Raw genomic sequence first — 20,698 nt, 5'->3', positions numbered from 1 at the left:
CCTATGACGCCCGGTTCCGGCGAACAGTTGGGGTCGGATCCTTTTCGCGTCCGACTCGTCCGGGTCAGGATGAGGACATGGCCGAGACGGTGGACAACCCTGTGGACGACGTCGGGCGCGCCCCCGCGTACCCGCTCCGGTTCCGCTCCGCCGAGGCCCGCGGGACGCGGATCGGCCGCCCGCTGCGCGTGCTCGGCCGGGTCCGCGGCGTGGACGAGGCCCTGCTCGACCGGATCGGCCGCGCCTTCCTCGAGCAGGACGACGCCGGGGCAGCACTCGCCGCCGCCATGCGCCTGCCCGCGGGCACCCCGGGCCGGGTCACGCACGCGATGCTGCGGTCGGCGCTCGCTGCCGGGCCAGGGCCCCGGCCGAGGCTGGGAGATGACATCGGTCCGTGGCATCGAGACCGGTCGGTTGACGGACCGGTCTCGATGCCACCGACCGATCTCAATCTCGAGCGCCAAGGGGAGCCCCGGGTGCTGCAGGAGTTTCTTGCAGGGGTCACCACCGTGCCCTCCTGGGTGGACTGGGACCTCGTGGAGCAGGGCGCCGCGGTGCAGCGGCGGCTCGGGCAGAACGCCGCCGACGTGCTGCTCCAGCTCTCGCTCGTCGGCGGGTACCGGTTCGGCGGGCCGACGGACCTGCTCGCGGCGACCGGCGCCCTGACCGGCGGCACCCTGCGCCGGCTCGCCGAGACGCAGGAGTGGACGGTCGGGCTGACGGAGCCGGGGGCACTACGGCCGTTCGGCCCGGCCTGGCGGGCCACCGTGCACGTCCGGGTGATGCACGCTCTGGTCAACGCGTCGTTCGCGAACCGGCCCGGCCCGGACTCCGCCGGCCCGGACTCCTCCGGCGCGGACCGCGGGGACACCAAGCCGTGGGACACCGCCCGCTGGGGTCTGCCGATCAACCAGGCCGACCAGGCGGCGACGCTCGGCCTGTTCGACGGCACCCTGATCCTGGGGTGCCGCGCGCTGGGGGTGCCGGTGCCGCCGTCGGACAGCCGGGCGCTGATGCACCTGTGGAAGTGGGTGGGGCACCTGCTGGGCGTGCACCCCGACTTCCTGGTCGACGACGAGTGGGCTCGCCACCGCCTCAACCAGCACGTGCTCCTGGCGCAGGCCGGCATCTCGGACGCCGGGCCGCGGCTGGCGCAGGCCGTGGTCGCCGCGCAGGCCGAACGGGCCTACCGCGGGCCGGCGTGGTGGCAGCCGGCGCGGGCCCGGTTCGAGCGGGAGCGGCTGCTGTCGATGCTGACGGCGTTCCTCGGGGTGCGGAGCATGCGCGAGCTCGGCCTGCCGCTGCGCCCGCCGTGGGCGCACGCGTACCTGCTCCCGCTCAACACCTGGCGGTACCGCGTGCTCGGCCGGCTCCCCGGGGGCCGCGAGCGCCTCGACCGCCGGGGCCGACGCCGGAGCCGGGCGATCCTGGCGAGCTACCACCCGGAACGCCCCTGACGTGTCGGACGCTCAGGTCACCGGAGTGACCTGAGCGTCCGACACGTGCGGGTGCCGGGTCAGGGTGTGGCGGAGTAGTACCGCCAGTTGCCGGCACTGTCGATCGCGATCCGCATCCCCGTGTAGCCGCGCCCCTCGGCGCGCTGCGCGTCGGCGTCCCCCGGCGTGAGCACGCCCGCGTCCACCACCTCCTGCCAGGCCTCGTCCGAGTCGCGGAACTCGTCGGCCGCGACCCTGGGCCAGACGAACGTCCCTTCGCCCTGGTCGGTCCCGGTCGTACCGGCCAGGAGCCCGACCAGGGTCAGGTAGTGCAGCGACTCGTCCTCGGGCAGGGCGAACACCTGCTCCGCGGGCTGGGCCGGGATCAGCAGCTCAGTGGGGTACTCCGTCGCCAGCTCGACGAGCCGGTCCTGGTCGCAGGCCAGCGCCGTGTCCACGATGGCTTCCGCCGTCACCCCGGCCGCCTCGCTCGGCGCGTTCGCCGGGTCGAAGGCGAGGTCGAGGCCGTCAGCGGAGCAGGCTCCGGCGGCGTCGCCGCCGCTCCCGCCGTCGCCGCCGTCGCCGGTCTTCGGGGCGAGGGTCGCCCAGAACCGGGTCACGCCGTCCGGCACGCTCGTCAGCCGGATGTCGACGACCCCCTCGGCACCGCCGATCACGTCCCCCGACGCGAACACGGACCGGTTGCACGGCACCTCGCCCGACGCGAACGACTCGTTGGACTGCATCACCTCGTAACGCACCACGTCGTCCGGGTCGAGGCTCTCGCACTGTGCCGTGATCACCGGCGCTCCGGTGGTCACGTACCCGCGCTGGGTCTGCCTGGCGGAGACCCAGTCCGTGGTGCGGTCGAGCTCGAACCGGGTCAGCTCGCCCTCGGCGGGCTCCGGCGGCTCGATGGTGCCGGTGCCACCACGCGGCCCGCGCACGCTGTGCGCGCCGCCGGCGTCGATTTGGACCCTGACCGGCTCGCCCACCACCGACGCCCACTGACCGGAGGCGACCTCCGGGAAAGCGACCACACTCACCTCGTAGTCACCCTCGGGCAGCGGGGTCTCGAAGCGCGGACCCGCGTCGCCGTCGGTGGGCGCACACGTGGTGAACGCACCGCCTTGCGCCTCGGTGACGTCGCCACCCTCGGAGCTGAGCAGCGGCGCGCTCATGGCGGAGCCCTCGAACACGTTCGGCCCGAGGTCCACCACCACGCCGTCCTGGCTCCACACCAGCACCGGGGGCACGTCGAGGTTCCCCTGGTTGCCCGTGACCAGCGCCGACATACCCCACGACGTCGAGGGCCCACCGCCCTGCTCGAACATCCTCGCGTAGATGTCCCCGCTCACGGAGGACGTCCAGCCCTGCGCCGTCGTCTCCAGGTCTTCCGCCGGCATGCCGCACGACAGGCCGACGTCGAGGTCCTTGATCCACGAGGGCTGGTACCCGTCCTGGATCACGCTCGTCGCGGGCGGTCCTGACGAGGACGGCTCACCGGTCGGGTCCGCGGACCGGTTCGGGGCCACGTTCTCGCTCGGCGTCCCGGGCAGGACCGGCTCGCGATCCCACACCGGCGACTGCGTGAGGCCGAAGGCGAGCACGCCCGCCACCGCCAGGCTGGCGCCGGCGAGGCTGCCGACCTTCACGGCACGACGGCGCTTGACGCGGTCACGCACCACTCCGAACGAGACGTGCAAGTCGTTCACCTCCCCACCGGGCATGGCGTCGGCTGCGCCATGGAGCGCACCGCTCAGGAAGTCGTTCTGGTCGGTTCGGTCGTTCAGGTCGTCGTGGCTCATCGGGCGGCCCTCCCTTCGGCAGGTCGGAAGTCGTCGGGGCGCAGGATCTCCTGCAGGTTCTTGGTCGCGTCGGACAGGTACCGCTTCACCGTGCCCTGGGCGGTGCCCAGGGCGTCGGCGATCTGCGGCACCGTCATGTCCTCGAAGTAGCGCAGCACCACGCAGGCGCGTTCCCGGGCGCCGAGCTTCGCGAGTGCCGTCATCACGTCGACGCGTGCCGATGCCGCCTGGTCGGCACCACGGGTGCTGGGGTCGTCGGCCAGGAGGTGCTTGATGCCGGACCAGCGCTGCCGCTTGCGGTAGCCGTCCAGGTAGATGGTCAGGACCGCTCGCCGCACGTAGCCCTCGACGTTGGTGAACGGGGAGTCGAGATCGTGCGCCCGGCTCCCCGCCGCCACGCCGACCCCGCCCCTGCCGGGACGGCGCAGCCGCGAGTAGACCTTCACCAGGGCGTCCTGGACCAGGTCCTCGGCGAGGGCGCGGTCGCCGGAGAGCATGTAGGCGTAGCGGACCAGCGCGCTCCCGCGCGTCCTCATGAGCTCATCGAGCTCGGTCTCCCATCCCGCCATGGCCACCTCCCCGGTGCGTGTGTGCTGTCATCGTCTCCACACACCCCATGACGCGCACCGGGGAGGAATCGTTGGTCACTCCCCGACGTAGTACTCGGTGACGGCCTCCACGGCCAGGTACTGCGGTGCGCCGTCCGACCCGGGGTCGACCTCGGTGAGGGCGTACACCGCGTAGCTGCCGTCGGGCAGCGTGGCCTCGGGGTCGGTGAGGCACGACAGGTCCGGCTCGACCGGGACGACGACGGAGGTGTCGCCCTTCGGACCGACGTGGAGGTTCTCCTCAGGCTCCGACCAGACGTCGCGGCCCGTCCCGATCACACGTCCCGCGCTGAGCCAGACCAGGCTGATCGGCGTGCGGGTGGTGTCGAGGGCCTTGCCCGCGGTCTCGGTGAACGTGATCGTCACCTCCGCAGGAGCGAGAGACTCGCCGCTGGTCTCCGCCGACAGCTTGAGACCCGCGCGCTCCGAGGGCACCTGCGGGCCGGCCGGAATGTCGGAGGCGTGGGCGCCGCAGGCCAGGTCCGTGCCCGCCAGCCACTCGGGCTGGTAGCCGTCGCGGATGTCGACCGTCAGCGCTTCCTCTGCCGGCACGTCGACCTCCGGGACCTCCATGGTGACCGGCTCGCTGACAGCCATCCCGCCCGTGCCGTCGAGGTCGCTCCACGGCATGACCGCGTAGACGTCGTACGTGCCGGCCGGCCGCGGCTCCAGGTAGGTCTCGGAGATAATGCCGACGGTCCAGTCACCGCAGGCCGTGGCCGCGCCGGCCTCGGCGACGGCGTCCTGGGACCTCCCGGCGTCGGGCAGCACGTAGCCGCCCTCGTGCCAGCCCGCCCCGAGGTCGACCACCTGGCCGTTCTGGGCGAAGAGCAGCATGGGCTCGCCGCCGTCCAGCGCCGGCCCCTCCGTGTCGGTCCGGGTGATCCGGACCGGCGCGGTGAGTCCGTACTCGTCGGCCTCCAGGTCTCCGGTCAGCTCCAGCTCCACCGTGTCCGACGTCGACGTCAGCTCCGTGACCTCCATGCCGCACCGGTACTGCGGGCCGTGCTCGCTCCACTGGCTGGGCACCTGCCCGCCGGCCTGGGCGCTGGACAGCTCGGGGCTCTGCGTGGCCGGGACCACCGGCTCGGACAGGAGCCGCGACGGCCCCCACAGCGCGGCGACGGCCAGCATGCCCGCGACCACCAGCGAGGCGCCGCCGATGGCCGCCACCTTGACCCCGCGGCGGCGGCGCACCATGCCGGAGACCGCGTCGAGGCGCTCGTCCAGCGTCGTGTCGATCTCGGGGACCGCGATCTCCGCGAGCGAGTCGCGCAGCAGCTCCATCGCGTTGGACAGGTGCCGCTTGATGGTGCCCGGGCTCGTACCCAGGGTCTGCGCGATCTGCGGCACGGTCATGTCCTCGAAGAACCGCAGCACCACCGACTCGCGCTGCCGCGGGGACAGCCTGGCGAGCGCCACGCCGACGTCGACCCGGGCCGTCGCGACGCGCTCCGCCGCGGGCGCGCGGTCCTCGTCGGCCAGCAGGTGCTTGATGCCGGTCCAGCTCGTCTGCCGGCGGTAACCGTCCAGGTAGATGGTCAGCATGGCCCGGCGCACGTAGGCCTCCGCGTTGGTCAGCCGCGGCTGGTCCAGGTCGGTGACCTGCGAGGTGCCCGACATGTCCCGCGGTCGCCGCAGCCGCGAGAACACCTTGACCAGCGCGTCCTGCACCAGGTCCTCGGCCTGCCCCCGGTCCCGGCACAGCGTGTACCCGTACCCCACCAGTGCGCGGCCCCGCCGCGCCATGAGCTCCTCGAGCTCGCTCTCCCACTGCGCCATCGGTGACGCCCCCTTTCCCTCTCACCCTCTCCGACGGGCGGGAGGAGCAGAACGATGATGGCGGGTGACCGGTCCGCTGAGGCCGATCCCCTTCGAGGCCTAAGTTTCTTCGCTTTGCGGCCACCCAAAGCGAAGAAACTTAGGCCTCAAAGGGATTTGGTCCGGATGGGACGGTCCGGATGGGACGGTCCGGACGGGCGGCACGGGACGGGACGGGACGGGACGGGACGGGACGGGACGGGACGGGTCGAGTCCGGACGGGCGGGTCCGGTCGTGCTGGTCAGGACGTGCGGCGGGCCGCCAGCAGGACCGTGGTGTGGCGCACGGTGAACGCGCCGTCGGTCACGGCCTCGTCCTGCTCCAGGGCGGACCGGACGCCGGCCAGGATCGCGCGCCGCACCGGCTCGGGCAGCCGGCCGAACCCGCCCGACGTCGGCACCTGGTCCAGCCACTCCTCGACGGTGTACCGGTGCTCCCAGGCGTGCCGCCACCGCTGCGGCGTGCCGAACCCGCCCGCCTCGACCAGGCCCGCCTCGGCACGGTCGAGCATCGCCTCGTAGCCGTCGGCCGCCGAGCGGCCCGGCGCGTACATGCCCGCCCCCGGCGTGCCGGCCAGCTCCCGGGAGTACAGGTCGTGCAGCGCCGACCGAAGCGTGGGCGGCAGGTCGGCCGCGTGCCAGAACACCGCCAGCACCCCCTGGTCGCGCAGCACACGGGCTGCCTGAGCGGCGCCCGCGACCGGGTCCACCCAGTGCCAGGTCATGCCGGAGACGACGGCGTCGAACCGCCGTCCCGCCGGGTCCCACTCCTCGAACCGCGCCACCTCGACGTCGAGGCCACGCGCCTCGGCCACGGCCGCCATGCGGGCGTCGACCTCGACACCCAGCACCTCGGCGCCCGCCGCGCGGAACGGCAGGGCGGAGAGACCTGTTCCGACGCCGACGTCGAGCAGGCGGGGTGGTGCGGGCTCGGCGGCCGTGCCCGGTGTGCCGTCGCCGTCGGCCGGTTGGCCCTCACCCGGCCGGCCGTCACCCAGCCTGTCCTCGCCGATCCGGCCCTTGCCGGCCAGATAGCCCAGGACGGCGTCCGCGACCGCGCGGGGCGTGACGGGACGCGAACGGTCGTACCGCTCCGCGTCCGCGCCGAATCCCTCGGCGGCGCCGCGGTGCAGGTGAGAGGCGGCGAGGTCGCCGGCCGAATTGGAAGTGGGCATGCGCCCACGCTAGTGGGCAGGCGCCCACTCGTGCAACATTGCTTCAGCCGCACCCCGCGGCCCGGCGACAGGAGAGGGGCCGTCCATGCCCACCGGAGTGGCGCTCCAGGATCCGCGCGCCCAGCTCGTGGCCGCCGCGGAACGGCTGCTCGCGACCAGCGGCGCCGCGGCACTGACCAGCCGAGCCGTGACCGACGAGGCCGGCGTCGCCAAGGGTGTGCTGCACCGCCACTTCGCGGACTTCGACGACTTCCTCGCCGCGCTGGTCCGCACCCGCATCCAGCAGGCCGACGACGCCGGCGACCGCCTGGTCACCGCCGCGGGAACCGGCACGGTGGTCGGCAACGTGTCCGGGTTCCTGGCCGCGACGCTCGACACCGTCGCGCTCGCCGTCGTCGCGCTCATCACCGCGCGCGACGAGCTGCGCCGCCGGCTGCGCGAGACGTCACCCGCGGGTGTACCGCTGCTCGCCGAGATCACCGGGGCGCTGGCGGCCTACCTGGCCGCCGAGCAGTCGTCCGGGCGTGTGGTCCCCGGCACCGAGCCCCGCTACCTCGCGATGACGGTCGTGGGCACCGGGCACCTGATGTTCGCGGGCGAGCTCGGCGCACGGCCGGACGACGTCGCCGTCCGCGAGATGGTCGAGTCCGTCCTGGTCGGCGCGCTCCGCTAGCGGCGGCCCGTCGGCACTCCACCCGAGCGTTCGGCAGAGCAAACTGCCACACCCTCAGGCCAGCTCTATGCGGTAGCCGCGCTTGACCACGGTGCGGATCAGGTCGCGCCGGCCCGCCGCCTCCCGCAGGCGCGCGATCGCCACCTCGGCGGCGTGCGTGTCCTGCGAGTCACCCGGCAGCGCGGCGAGCACCTCCTCACGTGGCACGACGTCGCCCGCCGCCGCCGCGAGCAGCCGCAGCACCGCGACGCCGGTCGGGGACAGCGGCAGCACCTTGCCGTCCAGCACCGCGACGCGCGCGCGGATCACCAGCGATCCGGCCACAGTGCTCAGCGCCACGGACTCGATGTGCTCGTAGTGCCCCACCAGCGCACGCACGAGCGCGCCGAGCCGGCCGCGCTCGGGCTGCAGGGGCACGATCCCGCGGTGCTCCAGCGGCTTGGCCGTCACAGGTCCGACGGCGGCGGCGACCGTCCCGCCGTCGGCGAACCGGGCCCGGACGCGCTCGACCAGCCCCTCCGCCTCGACGGCCTGCAGCCAGGCCTCGGCGCCCGGGGCGGACGTGAACACGACCGCGTCGATCTCGCCGTCGGCCACCGCGTGCGCGGAGTCGCGGACGGCCGCGGGGTCGGGGGCGGGGCCCCACCGGTAGACGACGAGGCTGGCGACCTGGGCGCCGGCCTTCTCGAACACCTCGTCCAGGCCGTCGGCGCCCGCGCCGTGGTGCTGGATCGCGATGCGCAGGCCGTCCACGCCCTCACTGAGCAGCACCTCGGCCACCTCGGCGGACGTCTCGGACTCGGCCACCCAGTCGGCCTGCAGCCCTGCGGCCTGGATGGCGCCGCGGGCCTTGGGTCCCCGCGCGACCAGCCGGACGCCGCCGAGCATGTCGAGCAGTGGCTCGGCGAGCCCGTGCGCGTCGGCGGCCTCGATCCAGGCGCGGAAGCCGATACCCGTCGTGACCACCAGGACGTCCGGCGGCGCGTCCACGATGGCCCGGGTCGCGGCGATCAGTGTCTCGTCGTCGACGTGCGGGATCATGCTGAGCGCGGGCGCGTGCCGGATCGTGGCGCCGCGCCGCTCCAGGGCGGCGGCGAGCTCCGAGGCCCGGCGCTCGGCGGTGACGAGCACGGTCGCGCCGGCCATGACCTGGCCCAGCGTCGGGTGGGCGGCCTGCGCGCGAGCGGGCGCCGCGACGTCAGACACCGGCACCTGCCAGACGTCGCTCATCCGCACCCTCCAGAAGCCCTGCCGCGGCCACGCGGCCGATGACGACGACCGCGGGCGACCGCACACCACGAGCTGCCGCCACCGCGGCCGCCTCGTCGAGGCGGGCCCGCGTGACGCGCTGCTCCGGCGTGGAACCGTTCTCCACCATCGCCACGGGAGTTCCGGGATCGGCGCCTGCGGCCAGGGACTGCGCCACGATCGCGCCGAGGGACCGCACCCCCATCAGTACGACAAGCGTAGCCGTGCCGTCACGCACGCAGGAGAGGGCCGCGGCGTCGAGCGGCCCGGACGTGCCAGACCTGTCGGTCACCGGAGGGACCTGTGCGTCTGACACGTCCGGGGTGGCGGCGCAGTGGCCCGAGACGACGTGGAAGCCCGTGGTGACGCCGCGGTGGGTGAGCGGGATGCCGGCCAGCCCCGGCACGGCGACGGCGGACGTGATGCCCGGGACCACCTCGACCGGCACGCCGGCCGCCACGCAGGCGAGCACCTCCTCGCCGCCGCGGCCCAGCACGAACGGGTCGCCGCCCTTGAGCCGCACCACGTCGGCACCCGCCAGCGCGTGCTCCACGAGCAGCTCGTTGATGCGCTCCTGCGGCACCGGGTGCCGGCCGGGTTCCTTGCCGACGTCGATCACGCGGACGTGCGGCGGGAGCTCGGCGAGGATCTCGACGGGCCCCAGCCGGTCGGCCACGACGACGTCGGCCGCCTGCAGCGCCCGCCACGCGCGCACGGTCAGCAGGTCGACGGCGCCCGGGCCGCCACCGACGAGCGTCACCCGACCGGTCGTGTCAGACCCCCGGCCACCTCCGGTGACCTGTGCGTCTGACACGTTCACGTCAGGCCCACGTAGATCACGCCCTCGCGGACCTCGACCGGGTAGGTCACCAGGTCGGCGGGCAGGTCGTCCTTCGGGGTCTTGTCCGCCACCACCAGACACGTGCCGGTGACCAGGGAGAACACCTGCTTGTAGACCGGAGCGGCAACCGTGGGCTCACCGGCCCGGGTACCGACGATCCCGCGCGAGATCACGTTCGCCGCCGAGAACGGGTCCAGGTTCTGCACCGCGTAGACCCGGCCGGCGTGGCCGCCGTAGGCGGCGTCGTCGGGCAGGCGGAAGAGGGCCACCTGGACGTCCCCGAAGAGCGCGGCCGCACCGCGCTCCGGGAACAGGTCGGTGAGCAGGCAGGCCCGCTCCCAGCGGACCACGCCCGGGGCTGCCCCGGCGGCCCGGGGGGCCGCCACGTCGTCGACGGTCATGCTCGTACCTCCAGCTTGGGACCTGCGATGACGACGCCGGACGCGCGCTCGGCCGACGTCGCCGGACGGCGCTGGCCCCGCTCGGTCACGTAGGCCAGCGACGGGTCGGCGTCCTTGGGGGCGTTGACGAAGGAGGAGAACCGGCGCAGCTTCTCCGGGTCCTCCAGCACGGCCTTCCACTCGTCCTCGTAGTTCTCGACGTGGCGGGCCATGGCGGCGTCCAGGTCGGCGCAGATGCCGAGCGAGTCCTCCATGATCACCTCGCGCACGCCCTCCAGGCCGCCGTCGACCTCCTCGATCCAGGGCGCGGTGCGCTGCAGCCGGTCGGCGGTACGCACGTAGTACATGAGAAACCGGTCGATCGTCCGCAGGAGCTCCTCGGACGTCAGGTCCTCGGCGAGCAGCTTCGCGTGCCGCGGTGTCTGGCCGCCGTTGCCGCCGACGTACACGTTCCAGCCCTTGTCCGTGGCGATGACGCCCACGTCCTTGCCGCGCGCCTCCGCGCACTCGCGGGCGCAGCCCGAGACACCCATCTTGAGCTTGTGCGGCGAGCGCAGGCCGCGGTAGCGCAGCTCCAGCTCGACGGCCATGCCCACGGAGTCCTGCACGCCGTACCGGCACCAGGTGGAGCCGACGCACGACTTCACGGTGCGCAGCGACTTGCCGTAGGCGTGCCCGGACTCGAAGCCGGCGTCGACCAGGCGGCGCCAGATGTCCGGGAGCTGGTCCACCCGGGCCCCGAACATGTCGATGCGCTGGCCGCCCGTGATCTTCGTGTAGAGCCCGAAGTCCTTGGCCACCTGGCCGACGACGATCAGGCCCTCCGGCGTGACCTCGCCGCCGGGCATCCGGGGCACCACCGAGTAGGTGCCGTCCTTCTGCAGGTTGGCGAGCATGTGGTCGTTGGTGTCCTGCAGCGTGGACTGCTCGCCCGCGAGGATGTGCCCGTTGCCGAGGCTCGCCAGGATCGACGCGACCACGGGCTTGCAGATGTCGCAGCCGCGGTTGCCGACCCCGGTGGTCGCGCTTGTCGAGACCCCGAACCGGGCCACGATGTCGCTGAACGAGTGCAGGTCGGCGACCCGGACGGCGTCGAACAGCTGGGCGCGGGACATCTCGAAGTGCTCGCACAGGGCGGTGCTGACCTCGATGCCCGCGCGCTCCAGCTCGGTGTCGACGAGCTTCTTGACCAGCGGCAGGCAGGCGCCGCAGGTGGTGCCGGCCCGCGTGCAGGCCTTCACACCCGGGACGTCGGTGCACTGGTGCTCGGTGACGGCTCCGCGGATGGTCCCCGCGGAGACGTTGTTGCAGGAGCACACGTTGGCGTCGTCGGGCAGCTCCAGACCCGGGGCCCCGCCACCGCCCTCGGGCAGGAGGAACGCGCTCGGGTCGTCGCCGGGCAGCTCCGCGCCGAGCATGGGCCGCAGGCTGGCGTACGGTCCGGCGTCGCCCACGAAGACGCCGCCCAGCAGGGTGCGCGCGTCGTCGGACAGGACGAGCTTCTTGTAGACACCGGCCACCGGGTCGGCCCAGACCACCTCGACGGCGTCCTCGGTGCGGGCGTGCGCGTCGCCGAACGAGGCGACGTCGACGCCGGAGAGCTTGAGCTTGGTCGCGGTGTCAGCGCCGGGGAACTCGGCGAGGCCGCCGAGCAGCCGGTCCACGACCACCTCGGCCATCGTGTTGCCGGGCGCGACCAGGCCGAGGCAGCGGCCCTCGATGCAGGCCACCTCGCCCACGGCCCAGACGTGCGGGTCCTCGGTGCGGCAGGTCAGGTCGACGACGACGCCGCCGCGCTCCCCGACCGGCAGCCCGGCCGCACGGCCGAGCTCGTCGCGGGGGCGCACGCCCGTGGCGACCACGACGACGTCGACGTCGAGCCGCCCGCCGTCCGCGAAGTCGAGCCGGCCCACGTGGCCGGTGCGGCGGTGCGGCTTCATCTGGCTGGTCGCGGTCTCGGCGCGGACGCCGATGCCCTTGCCGTTGATCAGGCGCTTCAGCGCCTGGCCACCGCCGAGGTCGACCTGCACACCCATCAGGTGGGTGCCGAACTCGATGACGGTGGCCTGCGCGTCGAGCGCGGTCAGGGCCCCGGCGGCCTCCAGGCCGAGCAGGCCGCCGCCGATGACGGCGCCGCGCACCGGCTTGCCCTCGGGATAGCTCCGGCGCTTCTCCTCGACCCAGCCGCGCAGCGCCGCGACGTCGTCGATGGTGCGGTAGACGAAGACGCCCGGGAGGTCGTTCCCGGGGATGGGCGGCATGGCGGCGCTGGAGCCGGTGGCGAGCACGAGCTCGTCGTAGGCGTGCACCTTGCCGAGGCGGTCCGTGACGGTCTTCGCCGCGCGGTCGAACGACTCGATCTTGCGGTCGGTGTGCAGGGTGACGAGCGGATCGGCCCAGAGGGACGGGTCGCCCAGGGCGATGCCCTCGGGACCCTCCTCGAACCAGCGGGTCAGGCCCACGCGGTCGTAGGGGGCGCGGGGCTCTTCCGCGAACACGGTCACGCGGTAGCGGCCGGCGTCGTCCCGGGCGCGCAGCGCCTCGACGAGCCGCTGCGCGACCATGCCACCGCCGATCACCACAAGGTGCTGAGGATTGCCGGAATTGACCATGTCTTGACCGTAGGTCGCGGGTTTTTCGCGCCGGTGCGTCCGCGGTTACCCGAGCCGAACATCTTCCTCACAGGGGCGCGGGCGGCGCGGTGAGTCAGCGAGAGGACCAATCAGTCCCACTGCGCCAGCAGCTCGTCAGGACCAAGGACGACCGCCCCGGACGCACCGACTCCGTCCTCGGCCCCGTTCCGGCTGACGACGACGAGACCCGTGCCGTCGAACGCACCGGGAACCTGGCTCCGGTGCGTGATCAGCTCCGTGAGCTCTCGGGCACCGAACGGCTTGGTGGTCCACTTGATCGAACCCACCCCGTAGAGCCTGTTCGCGACCGGTCCCCGGTCCGCCAGGACGAGGTCGACCTCGACGCTGTTGGTGCGGTTCCAGAACCCTCCGACCGCCATCGAGACGTCCCCGGGCACACCCAGCTCGGCATGGGGCATTCGCGCGACCGACTCCCGGACCACCGGCTCGATCGCTCGTCCTCGCCACCGGGCCCACTCGTCGCGAACCTGCCGGAACACCCGGTCGCCTCTGCCGCGTTCGATCTCGGCGAGGTGCGGACCCAGGAAGCGGAGCCAGAAGAGAAGGTACGGGTCGTCGATCCGATACCTCGTGTCGGCAGAAGCCTTGAGCGACAGCGGGCGCTCGGCCGTCACGATGCGCTTCGCCTTCAGTACGTCGAGGGACCTCGTGAGCGACGTCGACCTGAGGTCACCGGCCTTCGAGCCGATGTCGGTGAACCGCCGCTGTCCCTGACCTATCGCCTCGAGCACCCGGCGAGCCTGCAGGTCACCCGGGAACTCGGCAGCGAGCGACCTCTCGGCGCTGACCAGGAGCGACGACGTCGCGTGGCTGAGCGCCTCCTTGAGATACGCCCAGAGGTCCTGCCCTCTGCCCCAGTCCCGGCAGATCAACGGGAGCCCGCCGCTCACCAGGTACGCGTCGAAGGCGTCACCTGGTGGGAGGGAGAGCATTCGCCCGACCTCGGCAGGCGAGAGCGGGGGCACGACCATCTCGGTGGCTCGCTGGTGGAACGGGCGGTCGTAGTCGTTGAGCGCCTCCATCATCGCCAGGTCCGAGCCGATACCGACGAGCAGCACCGGCCGTCGGCTGAGCTCACGGTCGAAATGCTTCTGGAGGACGCCCTCGAAGCCCTCGTCGGCGGCAGTCACGTACGGCAGCTCGTCGAGCACGACGATGGCCGGGCCGTCCGCCGGCAGCGCCGCGGCGAGCAGCCGGAAGGCGTTGTCCCAGCTCGACGGCGGGTCACCGGCGAACAGGTCCGCCCCGGGTAACGTCGACGTGGCGACGTCCTGGGCGAAGGCCGCCAGGTCATCACGCACGGAGCGGCCCGCCGCCGTGAAGTACACGCTCGGGATACCCGCTCGGTGGACGAATTCCTCCACCAGGCGTGACTTGCCGACCCGGCGCCGACCGCGGACCAGGACGGCTCGGCCAGGCCGGTCGGAACCGCTCGTGACCTGGTCGAGCAGGGACTGCAGCTCTGCGGTCTGCCGCTTCCGCTCCACGTAGCCAGGCACCGGAACTCCAATGTTTGTATCGTGAATGATAGTATCATCGAAGATACTCACATGGGGTGGCTGGCCACGCCAGCCGGACTCTCACACCGCTAGTCTCAGGCCGCATGGACCTCCGGACCGTGCCCAACCCGCTGGTCCGTGCCGGTGGCCGCGTGCTCCGCCGGCTCAACGACCGGCACCCGTGGAGCCACAACGACCACTTCCACGGCTGGATCCTGCGCCGGCTCCCGGCCCGACGGCGACGGGCGCTCGACGTCGGCTGCGGCAAGGGACTCCTGCTGGGCCGGCTGCGCGGGCGGTTCGACGAGGTGATGGGCGTGGATGCCGACGCCGCCATGGCCGCCGTCGCCGCCGAGCGGTTCGCCGGCGATCCCGCGGTGACCGTGCGCCGGGCCCGGTTCGAGGAGGTCGACGGCACGTTCGACGCCGTCACGATGGTCGCGGTGCTGCACCACCTGCAGCTTGAGGCCGCGCTCCGGCACGCGGCCGGGCTGCTCGCGCCTGGTGGCCGCCTGCTCGTCGTCGGGCTCGCCCGGGCCGACACCCTGGCCGACCTGGCCTGGGACCTCCCGTCGTCGCTGCTGAACCCGCTGGTGGGGCTGATCAAGCATCCACAGCCGGTCCGGAAGCCTGTGGACGACAGCGGCAGCCGAGCGAGCAGCGAACCCGTGATGCCGGTGCGCGACCCCGCCGACTCGTTCGCGGAGATCTCCCGGGTCGCCCGCGAGGTGCTCCCTGGAGCGCGCCCCCGCCGCAGGCTGTTCTTCCGCTACACGCTGGAGTGGTCCCGCCCGCCGGCATGAAGGTGCGCCTCTACCCAGCCATTGGGCCCGGAACTGGCCTGTTTTCGGGCCCAATGGCTGGGTAGAAGAGCGCGTCTGCGCGGCGCCCGGCTACGCCGGTTCCGGGACCGACTCCGTGCGGAGCCAGTCCACCAGGCCGCACACCGCGTCCTTGCACGAGCCGCAGCCCGTCGTGGCGCGGGTCTCGCGGACCACCTCCTCGACCGAGTGCGCACCCGGCGGGCACGCGCCCGCGATGTCGCCCTTGGTCACGCCGTTGCAGCGGCACACCACGGCGTCCTCGGGCATGTGCTCCGGGGACGACGCCGGCGACGCCGCGGCCATGACCGGCGTGAGCAGCAGGAACGCGGGGTCCAGCGGCGCGGGCGTGCGGCGCGTGTAGGCGGCGGTGAGATCGGCGGCCACGCGCGGGTCACCCACGCAGGTGGCGCCCACGAGGATGCCGTCGGACACCACGACCTCGATGTACCGGCCCGCCCTCGGGTCGGCCAGGCGGACCGCCCGCTGCGTGGGCTCGTCCGGGCGTGCCGGGCCGCAGACCCCCATCGTGGTGATGCTGAGCGTGCCCGCCTTGACCTTGACGACGTCGGTCCCGCGGGTATCGATGCCGCGGTCGGTCTGGGCGCGGCTCGTCGTCGCGCCGCTGGTCAGCAGGGCGCCCAGCCGCACGGCCATGCTGGGCTGGGCGCCGTCGCCCGGCAGGCGCAGGTGCGCGAGCGGCCGGGCCTCGACCGGCTCGCCCGGCGAGGTCGCCGCGGCCGCGGCGACCGGCATGACCGGCTCGACCAGCGAGACCAGGTGCTCCGCGAGCCGTCGCGCCTGGTCCCAGCCCTCGGCGACGAGCCCCTGGGACCCGCTCGGCGGCTGCGCGCAGTCGCCGACCGCGTACACCCGCGGGTCGTCGGGGCTGGCCAGGTCGTACCCGACCACGACGCCGCGGTCAGTGGTCAGCCCGGCCGCCGCGGCGAGCCCGGTCTCCGGGATGGTGCCGACGGAGAACACGACCAGACGGGCGGCGACCACCTCGTCGCGCGGGGGCGCACCAGCGGATCCCGGCCCGCCGCCCGTCGGCCCGCCGCCGGCCGGCACCGCGGAGACGACCTGCGCGTTCTCCCGGACCCGGATGCCCACGGCATGGCCGCCCGCCACGAGCACCTCGCTGGACAGGCTGTTCTGCCGCACGGTCACGCCGAGCCCCTCCAGCCCGGCCCGGACCACGTCGGCGGCCTCACCGTCGAGCTGGCGCTCCATGAGGCCCTGGCCGTGGTGCACGAGCGTCACGTTCAGTCCGCGGCCCGCGAGCCCGACGGCGGCCTCCAGGCCCAGCACGCCGCCGCCCACCACCACGGCGCGCGGGGAGTTGACGGTCGCGGCCACGATCTCGCGGGCGTCGTCGAGGGTGCGCAGCGCGTGCACTCCGGCAGGCAGGCCGCCGTCGGGCGTGCGCAGGCCGGGGATCGGCGGGATGCGGGCGGCCGCGCCGGTCGCCAGCACCACGTGGTCGTACGGGTGCAGGGTGCCGTCGTCTGCGTGCACCACCCGGGACGCGCGGTCGATCGACGTCGCGGTGACGCCCCGGCGCACGGTGACACGGGCGCCGTCGGGCAGGGGCATCGTGATGGCCGCGACGTCGGTGCGGCCGGCCACGACGTCGCTCAGCAGCACCCGGTTGTACGGCTCGTAGGGCTCGCTGCCGAGCACCGTGATGTCGAAGGCCTCGGGCTCCCGGCGCAGCAGCTCGTCGACGAGCCGCGAGCCGACCATCCCGAACCCCACCACGACCACCTTCACAGGGACACGCAGGTTCATGTCGAGAGCTCCTTCTGTACGGGACCCCGCTGGTCGAGCTTGTCGGGACCAGGCGCGGCAGGCGTCGCCCGGGTCTCGACGGGCTCGGCCTCCGCAGGGGCCATCGAGACGTCCACCGCGCAGACCTTGAACTCCGGCATCCCGGAGATCGGGTCGGTCGCATCCGTCGTCACCTGGTTGACCGACCCGGCGCCGCTCCAGTGGAACGGCATGAAGACCGTGTCAGGGCGCACGGCGTCGGTCCAGCGCGCCGTCGCCTCGACTCGGCCGCGTGCGCTGGTCAGCCGCACGCGCGCACCGTCGGGCACGCCGATGCGGAAGCCGAGCACCGGGTGCAGCTCCACGTACGGCTCGGCCACGAGCTTCTCCAGCTCGGCCACGCGGTGGGTCTGCGCACCCGACTGGTAGTGCTGCAGAACCCGGCCGGTGACCAGGTAGAACGGCGCGGCGGGCCGCACGTCGTCGCTCGGGCCCACGTGGTCCACGGGCACCATGCGCGCCCGCCCGTCGGGCGTCGCGAACCGGTCGAGGAACAGCCGCGGCGTCCCGGGATGCGGCGTCGTGCCGGACCCACGGGTCACCCCCGGGAGCTGTGGGTCCGACACCGCCGGGACGGGCCAGAACAGGCCGGGGCCGCCAGCCGCCTCGTCGGCGTCGAGCCGGGCGTGGGACAGCCCGGAGTAGTCGGCGGGGCCGCCCGCCGAGGCGCGGGCGAGCTCGTCGAACACGACGGCGGGGTCGGTCGGGAAGGCCAGCGTCTCCGGCGCGCCGAGCCGGCGCGCGAGCTCCGCGAGGATCCACAGCTCGGAGCGCGCCTCGCCCGGCGCCCGTACCGCGGCCCGACGGCGGATCACGCGCCCCTCGAGCGACGTCATCGTGCCCTCCTCCTCGGCCCACTGGGTCACGGGGAGCACGACGTCGGCCAGCAGCGCCGTCTCGCTCGGCACGAAGTCGCAGACCACCAGGAGGTCGAGGCTGCGCAGCCGGTCGATCACGCCGCCGGCGTTCGGGGCGCTGACCACGAGGTTCGAGCCGTGCACCAACAGGGCGCGGGGGCGCCCGGGCGCCCGGGCGCCGTCGGGGCCCACCGCGCCCAGCGACCTCAGGAGCTGCACCGCGGGCAGGCCGGGGCCGGGCAGGGTCTCGGGGTCCACGCCCCAGACGGCGGCCACGTGCTCGCGCGCGGCCGGGTCGTCGATCTTGCGGTAGCCCGGGAGCTGGTCGGCCTTCTGCCCGTGCTCGCGGCCGCCCTGCCCGTTGCCCTGCCCGGTGATCGCGCCGTACCCCGAACCGACCCGGCCGGGCAGCCCGAGCGCCAGCGCCAGGTTGATCGCCGCCGTGACGGTCGCCGTGCCCTGCGTGGACTGCTCGACGCCGCGCCCGGTCAGCACGTACGCACCGGTGCCGCCGTGCACGGGCGCGGCGGCCGCGAGCAGCCGGGCCACGCGCCGCAGGTCGGCGGCGGGCACTCCCGCGACCGACTCGACGCGCTCGGGCCACCAGCCGGCGACCGAGCGCGCGACGTCGTCGAACCCGGTGGTGCGGGCCTCCAGGTACTCCTGGTCGGCCAGGCCCTCGGCGAGCACCACGTGCAGCAGGCCGAGTAGCACCGCCAGGTCCGTGCCGGGCACGGGGGCGAGGTGCACGCCCTCGGCGGTGCCCGGCCCGCCCGCCGGGGCCGGGTCCTCCGCGAGCCGAGCCGTCGCGGACCGCCGCGGGTCCACGACGACGAGGCCGCCCGCCGCCCGCGCCCCGGCGAGGTGCTGGACGGCGGGCGGCATGGTCTCGGCCACGTTCGAGCCCAGGAGCAGCACGGCCTGGGCGCCGCCCAGGTCGGCCAGCGGGAACGGCAGGCCACGGTCGACGCCGAACGACCGGTTCATCCCGGCCGCCGCCGACGCCATGCAGAACCGGCCGTTGTAGTCGATGTTGGGCGTGCGCAGCACCGTGCGGGCGAACTTGCCGAGCGCGTACGCCTTCTCGTTGGTCAGGCCGCCACCGCCGAAGACGGCCACGGTCTCCGGCCCGGACTCGGCGGCCAGCGTGGCGAGCCGGGACGCCACGAGGTCGAGCGCCGTCTCCCAGGAGACGGGGACCAGCGGGTCGGCGCGCCGGCCGTCGGCGGCCGGGTCGGCCGGCTGGCCCGCACCCGTCAGCAGGGAGCGCCGGACCAGCGGCGTGGTGATCCGGTCGGCCGCCCCGAGCACCGCCGCCGACGTCCACCCCTTCTGGCACAGCCCGCCCCGGTTGGTCGGGAAGTCGCGCGGTTGCACCTCGGGGGCATCGGCCGACGCCTGGCTCGGCACCGGCGTGCCGGACGCCGCCGACGCCGTACGTGGCGTCAGCGACATCCCGCACTGCAGCGCGCAGTAGGGGCAGTGCGAGTCGACGGGGACCCCGAGGGTGGTGACCACGGTCAGACCCGCGCCTCGGCCATGGCGCCACGGCCGTAGACCAGCCAGCAGACCAGGGCCATCACCGCGTAGACGCCGATGAACAGCCACAGCGCCGGCACGATCGACCCGGCCAACGTGGTGGACAGGGCGAACCCGCGTGGGATGAGGAACCCGCCGAACGCCCCGATGGCGCCGGCGATGCCGATGCACCCGGCGGCGGCCTTCGCCGTCCCGCCGCTCGCCCGGAAGACAGCCGGGATCATGCGGTAGACGGAGCCGTTGCCCACGCCCGTCGCGACGAACAGGCCGAGGAACGAGCCGAAGAACAGCGCGAAGCTCCCGGACCCGAGGGCGGTGATCGCGCCCACCGCGCCGAGCGCCATCACGCCGAACGAGCCGATGGTCACCCGGGCGCCGCCCACGCGGTCGGCCAGGATGCCGCCGAGCGGCCGGGCGATGGACCCCACGAGCGCGCCGACGAAGGCGAGCGGGATCGCGACCTGGGGGAACTGCGCCGCCAGGAGCGTCGGGAAGGCGCCCGCGTAACCGATGAACGACCCGAACGTGCCGATGTAGATGAAGCTGATGACCCAGGTGTGCTTGTGGTGCACCGCCACGCCGAACGAGCGCGGGTCCGCCTTGGCCGTGGACAGGTTGTCCATGTAGCGCCAGGCGAGGAACGCGGCCAGCAGGATGAACGGGATGAAGATCAGCCCGGCCCGGTCGAGCGCCACGCCCGCCCCGGTAACGATCACCAGCGGTACCGCGAGCTGCACGGCCGCCGTGCCGATGTTGCCGCCTGCGGCGTTCCAGCCCAGGGCCGCGCCCTTCTCCTTCTCGGGGAAGAAGAACGAGATGTTCGCCATCGACGACGCGAAGTTGCCGCCGCCCAGGCCCGCGAGCGCCGCGGCGGCGAGCAGCACGGGGAACGGCGTGGTGGGGTCGCCGACGGTGAGGACGAGCGCGCCGGTCGGCAGCAGCAGGAGCAGCGCGGAGACGATGGTCCAGTTGCGGCCGCCGAACACGGGGACGGCGAACGTGTAGGGGATGCGCAGCGTGGCGCCGACGAGGCTCGGCACGGAGATGAGCCAGAACATCTGGTCGACGGTGAGGTCGAAGCCCGCGGCGGGGAGCTGCGGCACGACGATCGACCAGATGGCCCAGACGCCGAAGCCGAGGAACTCCGCGAAGATCGACAGGACGAGGTTGCGCCGGGCGGTGCGGCGTCCGCCGTCCTCCCAGAGGGTCTTGTCCTCGGGGTCCCAGTGCTCGATCCAGCGTCCGGTGCGGCGCCGGACGGCGGGCTCGCTGGGTGTGGGTGCCTGGTCGCGTGTGGTCGGAGTGGACACGTCGTCCTCCCTGCATGGGCGTATGCCCGACGACGCCGGGCGCGCCCGGACCGACAGGTGCCCGTCCGGGGCCGGCCCGACGTCGGACCGACATCCAGGAACCTAGGGAGACGGTGTTTCATCGCCCGACAAAGAGCAGTTAATCGACCGTAAGGAAGAACGCACAGAGGGCCGGCGG

Annotated in this window: 15 protein-coding genes; 3 read left to right on the top strand and 12 right to left on the bottom strand. The window is 73.7% G+C overall.

The genetic code is table 11. The annotated features are described in order from the left end of the window. The first annotated feature begins 77 nt into the window (after positions 1-77). Positions 78-1,457 (top strand): oxygenase MpaB family protein, encoded by a 1,380-nt coding sequence (locus ACH47X_RS15805; RefSeq protein ID WP_397405541.1) that lies wholly within the window; start codon positions 78-80, stop codon positions 1,455-1,457. A 59-nt stretch (positions 1,458-1,516) separates the two neighbouring features. Here the strand turns inward: ACH47X_RS15805 and ACH47X_RS15800 are convergent, their stop codons facing one another. The 4 genes from ACH47X_RS15800 to ACH47X_RS15785 form a co-directional block, all read right to left on the bottom strand. Continuing rightward, entirely contained in the window at positions 1,517-3,244 is a 1,728-nt protein-coding gene (locus tag ACH47X_RS15800; RefSeq protein ID WP_397405540.1) for a hypothetical protein, read from the bottom strand. Next, positions 3,241-3,813, bottom strand: a complete 573-nt coding sequence (locus ACH47X_RS15795) for a sigma-70 family RNA polymerase sigma factor (protein WP_020015822.1) — start codon at positions 3,811-3,813, stop codon at positions 3,241-3,243. The genes ACH47X_RS15800 and ACH47X_RS15795 overlap by 4 nt, the downstream gene beginning before the upstream one ends. Positions 3,814-3,888: 75 nt before the next feature. Beyond that, a complete protein-coding gene (locus ACH47X_RS15790; RefSeq protein ID WP_397405539.1) occupies positions 3,889-5,634 on the bottom strand; it encodes an RNA polymerase sigma factor in 1,746 nt (581 codons plus the stop codon). Between the two features lie 280 nt (positions 5,635-5,914). Then, positions 5,915-6,847, bottom strand: a complete 933-nt coding sequence (locus tag ACH47X_RS15785; protein ID WP_397405538.1) for a class I SAM-dependent methyltransferase — start codon at positions 6,845-6,847, stop codon at positions 5,915-5,917. An 85-nt stretch (positions 6,848-6,932) separates the two neighbouring features. On the opposite strand from ACH47X_RS15785, the gene ACH47X_RS15780 reads away from it, so the two are divergent. Further along, entirely contained in the window at positions 6,933-7,520 is a 588-nt protein-coding gene (locus ACH47X_RS15780; protein ID WP_397405537.1) for a TetR/AcrR family transcriptional regulator, read from the top strand. Between the two features lie 54 nt (positions 7,521-7,574). On the opposite strand, the gene ACH47X_RS15775 is transcribed toward ACH47X_RS15780, so the two are convergent. The 5 genes from ACH47X_RS15775 to ACH47X_RS15755 all read right to left on the bottom strand — a co-directional run bounded on the left by ACH47X_RS15775 (position 7,575) and on the right by ACH47X_RS15755 (position 14,163). Continuing rightward, positions 7,575-8,750 carry a uroporphyrinogen-III synthase gene (locus ACH47X_RS15775; protein WP_397405536.1) on the bottom strand — a complete coding sequence of 392 codons (1,176 nt, stop codon included), beginning with the start codon at positions 8,748-8,750 and terminating at the stop codon, positions 7,575-7,577. Then, entirely contained in the window at positions 8,719-9,528 is an 810-nt protein-coding gene (cobA, locus tag ACH47X_RS15770; RefSeq protein WP_397405535.1) for a uroporphyrinogen-III C-methyltransferase, read from the bottom strand. The genes ACH47X_RS15775 and cobA overlap by 32 nt, the downstream gene beginning before the upstream one ends. A gap of 56 nt (positions 9,529-9,584) precedes the next feature. Continuing rightward, positions 9,585-10,010, bottom strand: coding sequence for a nitrite reductase small subunit NirD (nirD, locus tag ACH47X_RS15765; protein WP_397405534.1), 426 nt, complete (start codon positions 10,008-10,010; stop codon positions 9,585-9,587). Beyond that, a complete protein-coding gene (gene nirB / locus ACH47X_RS15760; RefSeq protein WP_397405533.1) occupies positions 10,007-12,622 on the bottom strand; it encodes a nitrite reductase large subunit NirB in 2,616 nt (871 codons plus the stop codon). Before nirB ends, nirD begins: the two co-directional genes overlap by 4 nt. A gap of 110 nt (positions 12,623-12,732) precedes the next feature. Then, complete coding sequence (locus ACH47X_RS15755) at positions 12,733-14,163, bottom strand: ATP-binding protein (protein WP_397405532.1); 1,431 nt, start codon at positions 14,161-14,163, stop codon at positions 12,733-12,735. Between the two features lie 104 nt (positions 14,164-14,267). On the opposite strand from ACH47X_RS15755, the gene ACH47X_RS15750 reads away from it, so the two are divergent. Continuing rightward, positions 14,268-14,966 carry a class I SAM-dependent methyltransferase gene (locus ACH47X_RS15750; RefSeq protein WP_397405531.1) on the top strand — a complete coding sequence of 233 codons (699 nt, stop codon included), beginning with the start codon at positions 14,268-14,270 and terminating at the stop codon, positions 14,964-14,966. A 90-nt stretch (positions 14,967-15,056) separates the two neighbouring features. On the opposite strand, the gene ACH47X_RS15745 is transcribed toward ACH47X_RS15750, so the two are convergent. The 3 genes from ACH47X_RS15745 to ACH47X_RS15735 form a co-directional block, all read right to left on the bottom strand. Beyond that, entirely contained in the window at positions 15,057-16,775 is a 1,719-nt protein-coding gene (locus tag ACH47X_RS15745; RefSeq protein WP_397405530.1) for an FAD-dependent oxidoreductase, read from the bottom strand. Continuing rightward, entirely contained in the window at positions 16,772-19,126 is a 2,355-nt protein-coding gene (locus tag ACH47X_RS15740) for a molybdopterin oxidoreductase family protein (protein ID WP_397405653.1), read from the bottom strand. Before ACH47X_RS15740 ends, ACH47X_RS15745 begins: the two co-directional genes overlap by 4 nt. Positions 19,127-19,191: 65 nt before the next feature. Continuing rightward, a complete protein-coding gene (locus tag ACH47X_RS15735) occupies positions 19,192-20,520 on the bottom strand; it encodes an MFS transporter (protein ID WP_397405529.1) in 1,329 nt (442 codons plus the stop codon). Positions 20,521-20,698 lie beyond the last annotated feature (178 nt).

This window comes from Promicromonospora kroppenstedtii (assembly GCF_044389675.1).
GTDB classification, from domain to species: domain Bacteria; phylum Actinomycetota; class Actinomycetes; order Actinomycetales; family Cellulomonadaceae; genus Promicromonospora; species Promicromonospora kroppenstedtii.
Note: the sequence above shows the minus strand (reverse complement) of the source record. Positions and strands in the feature narration are given on the sequence as shown.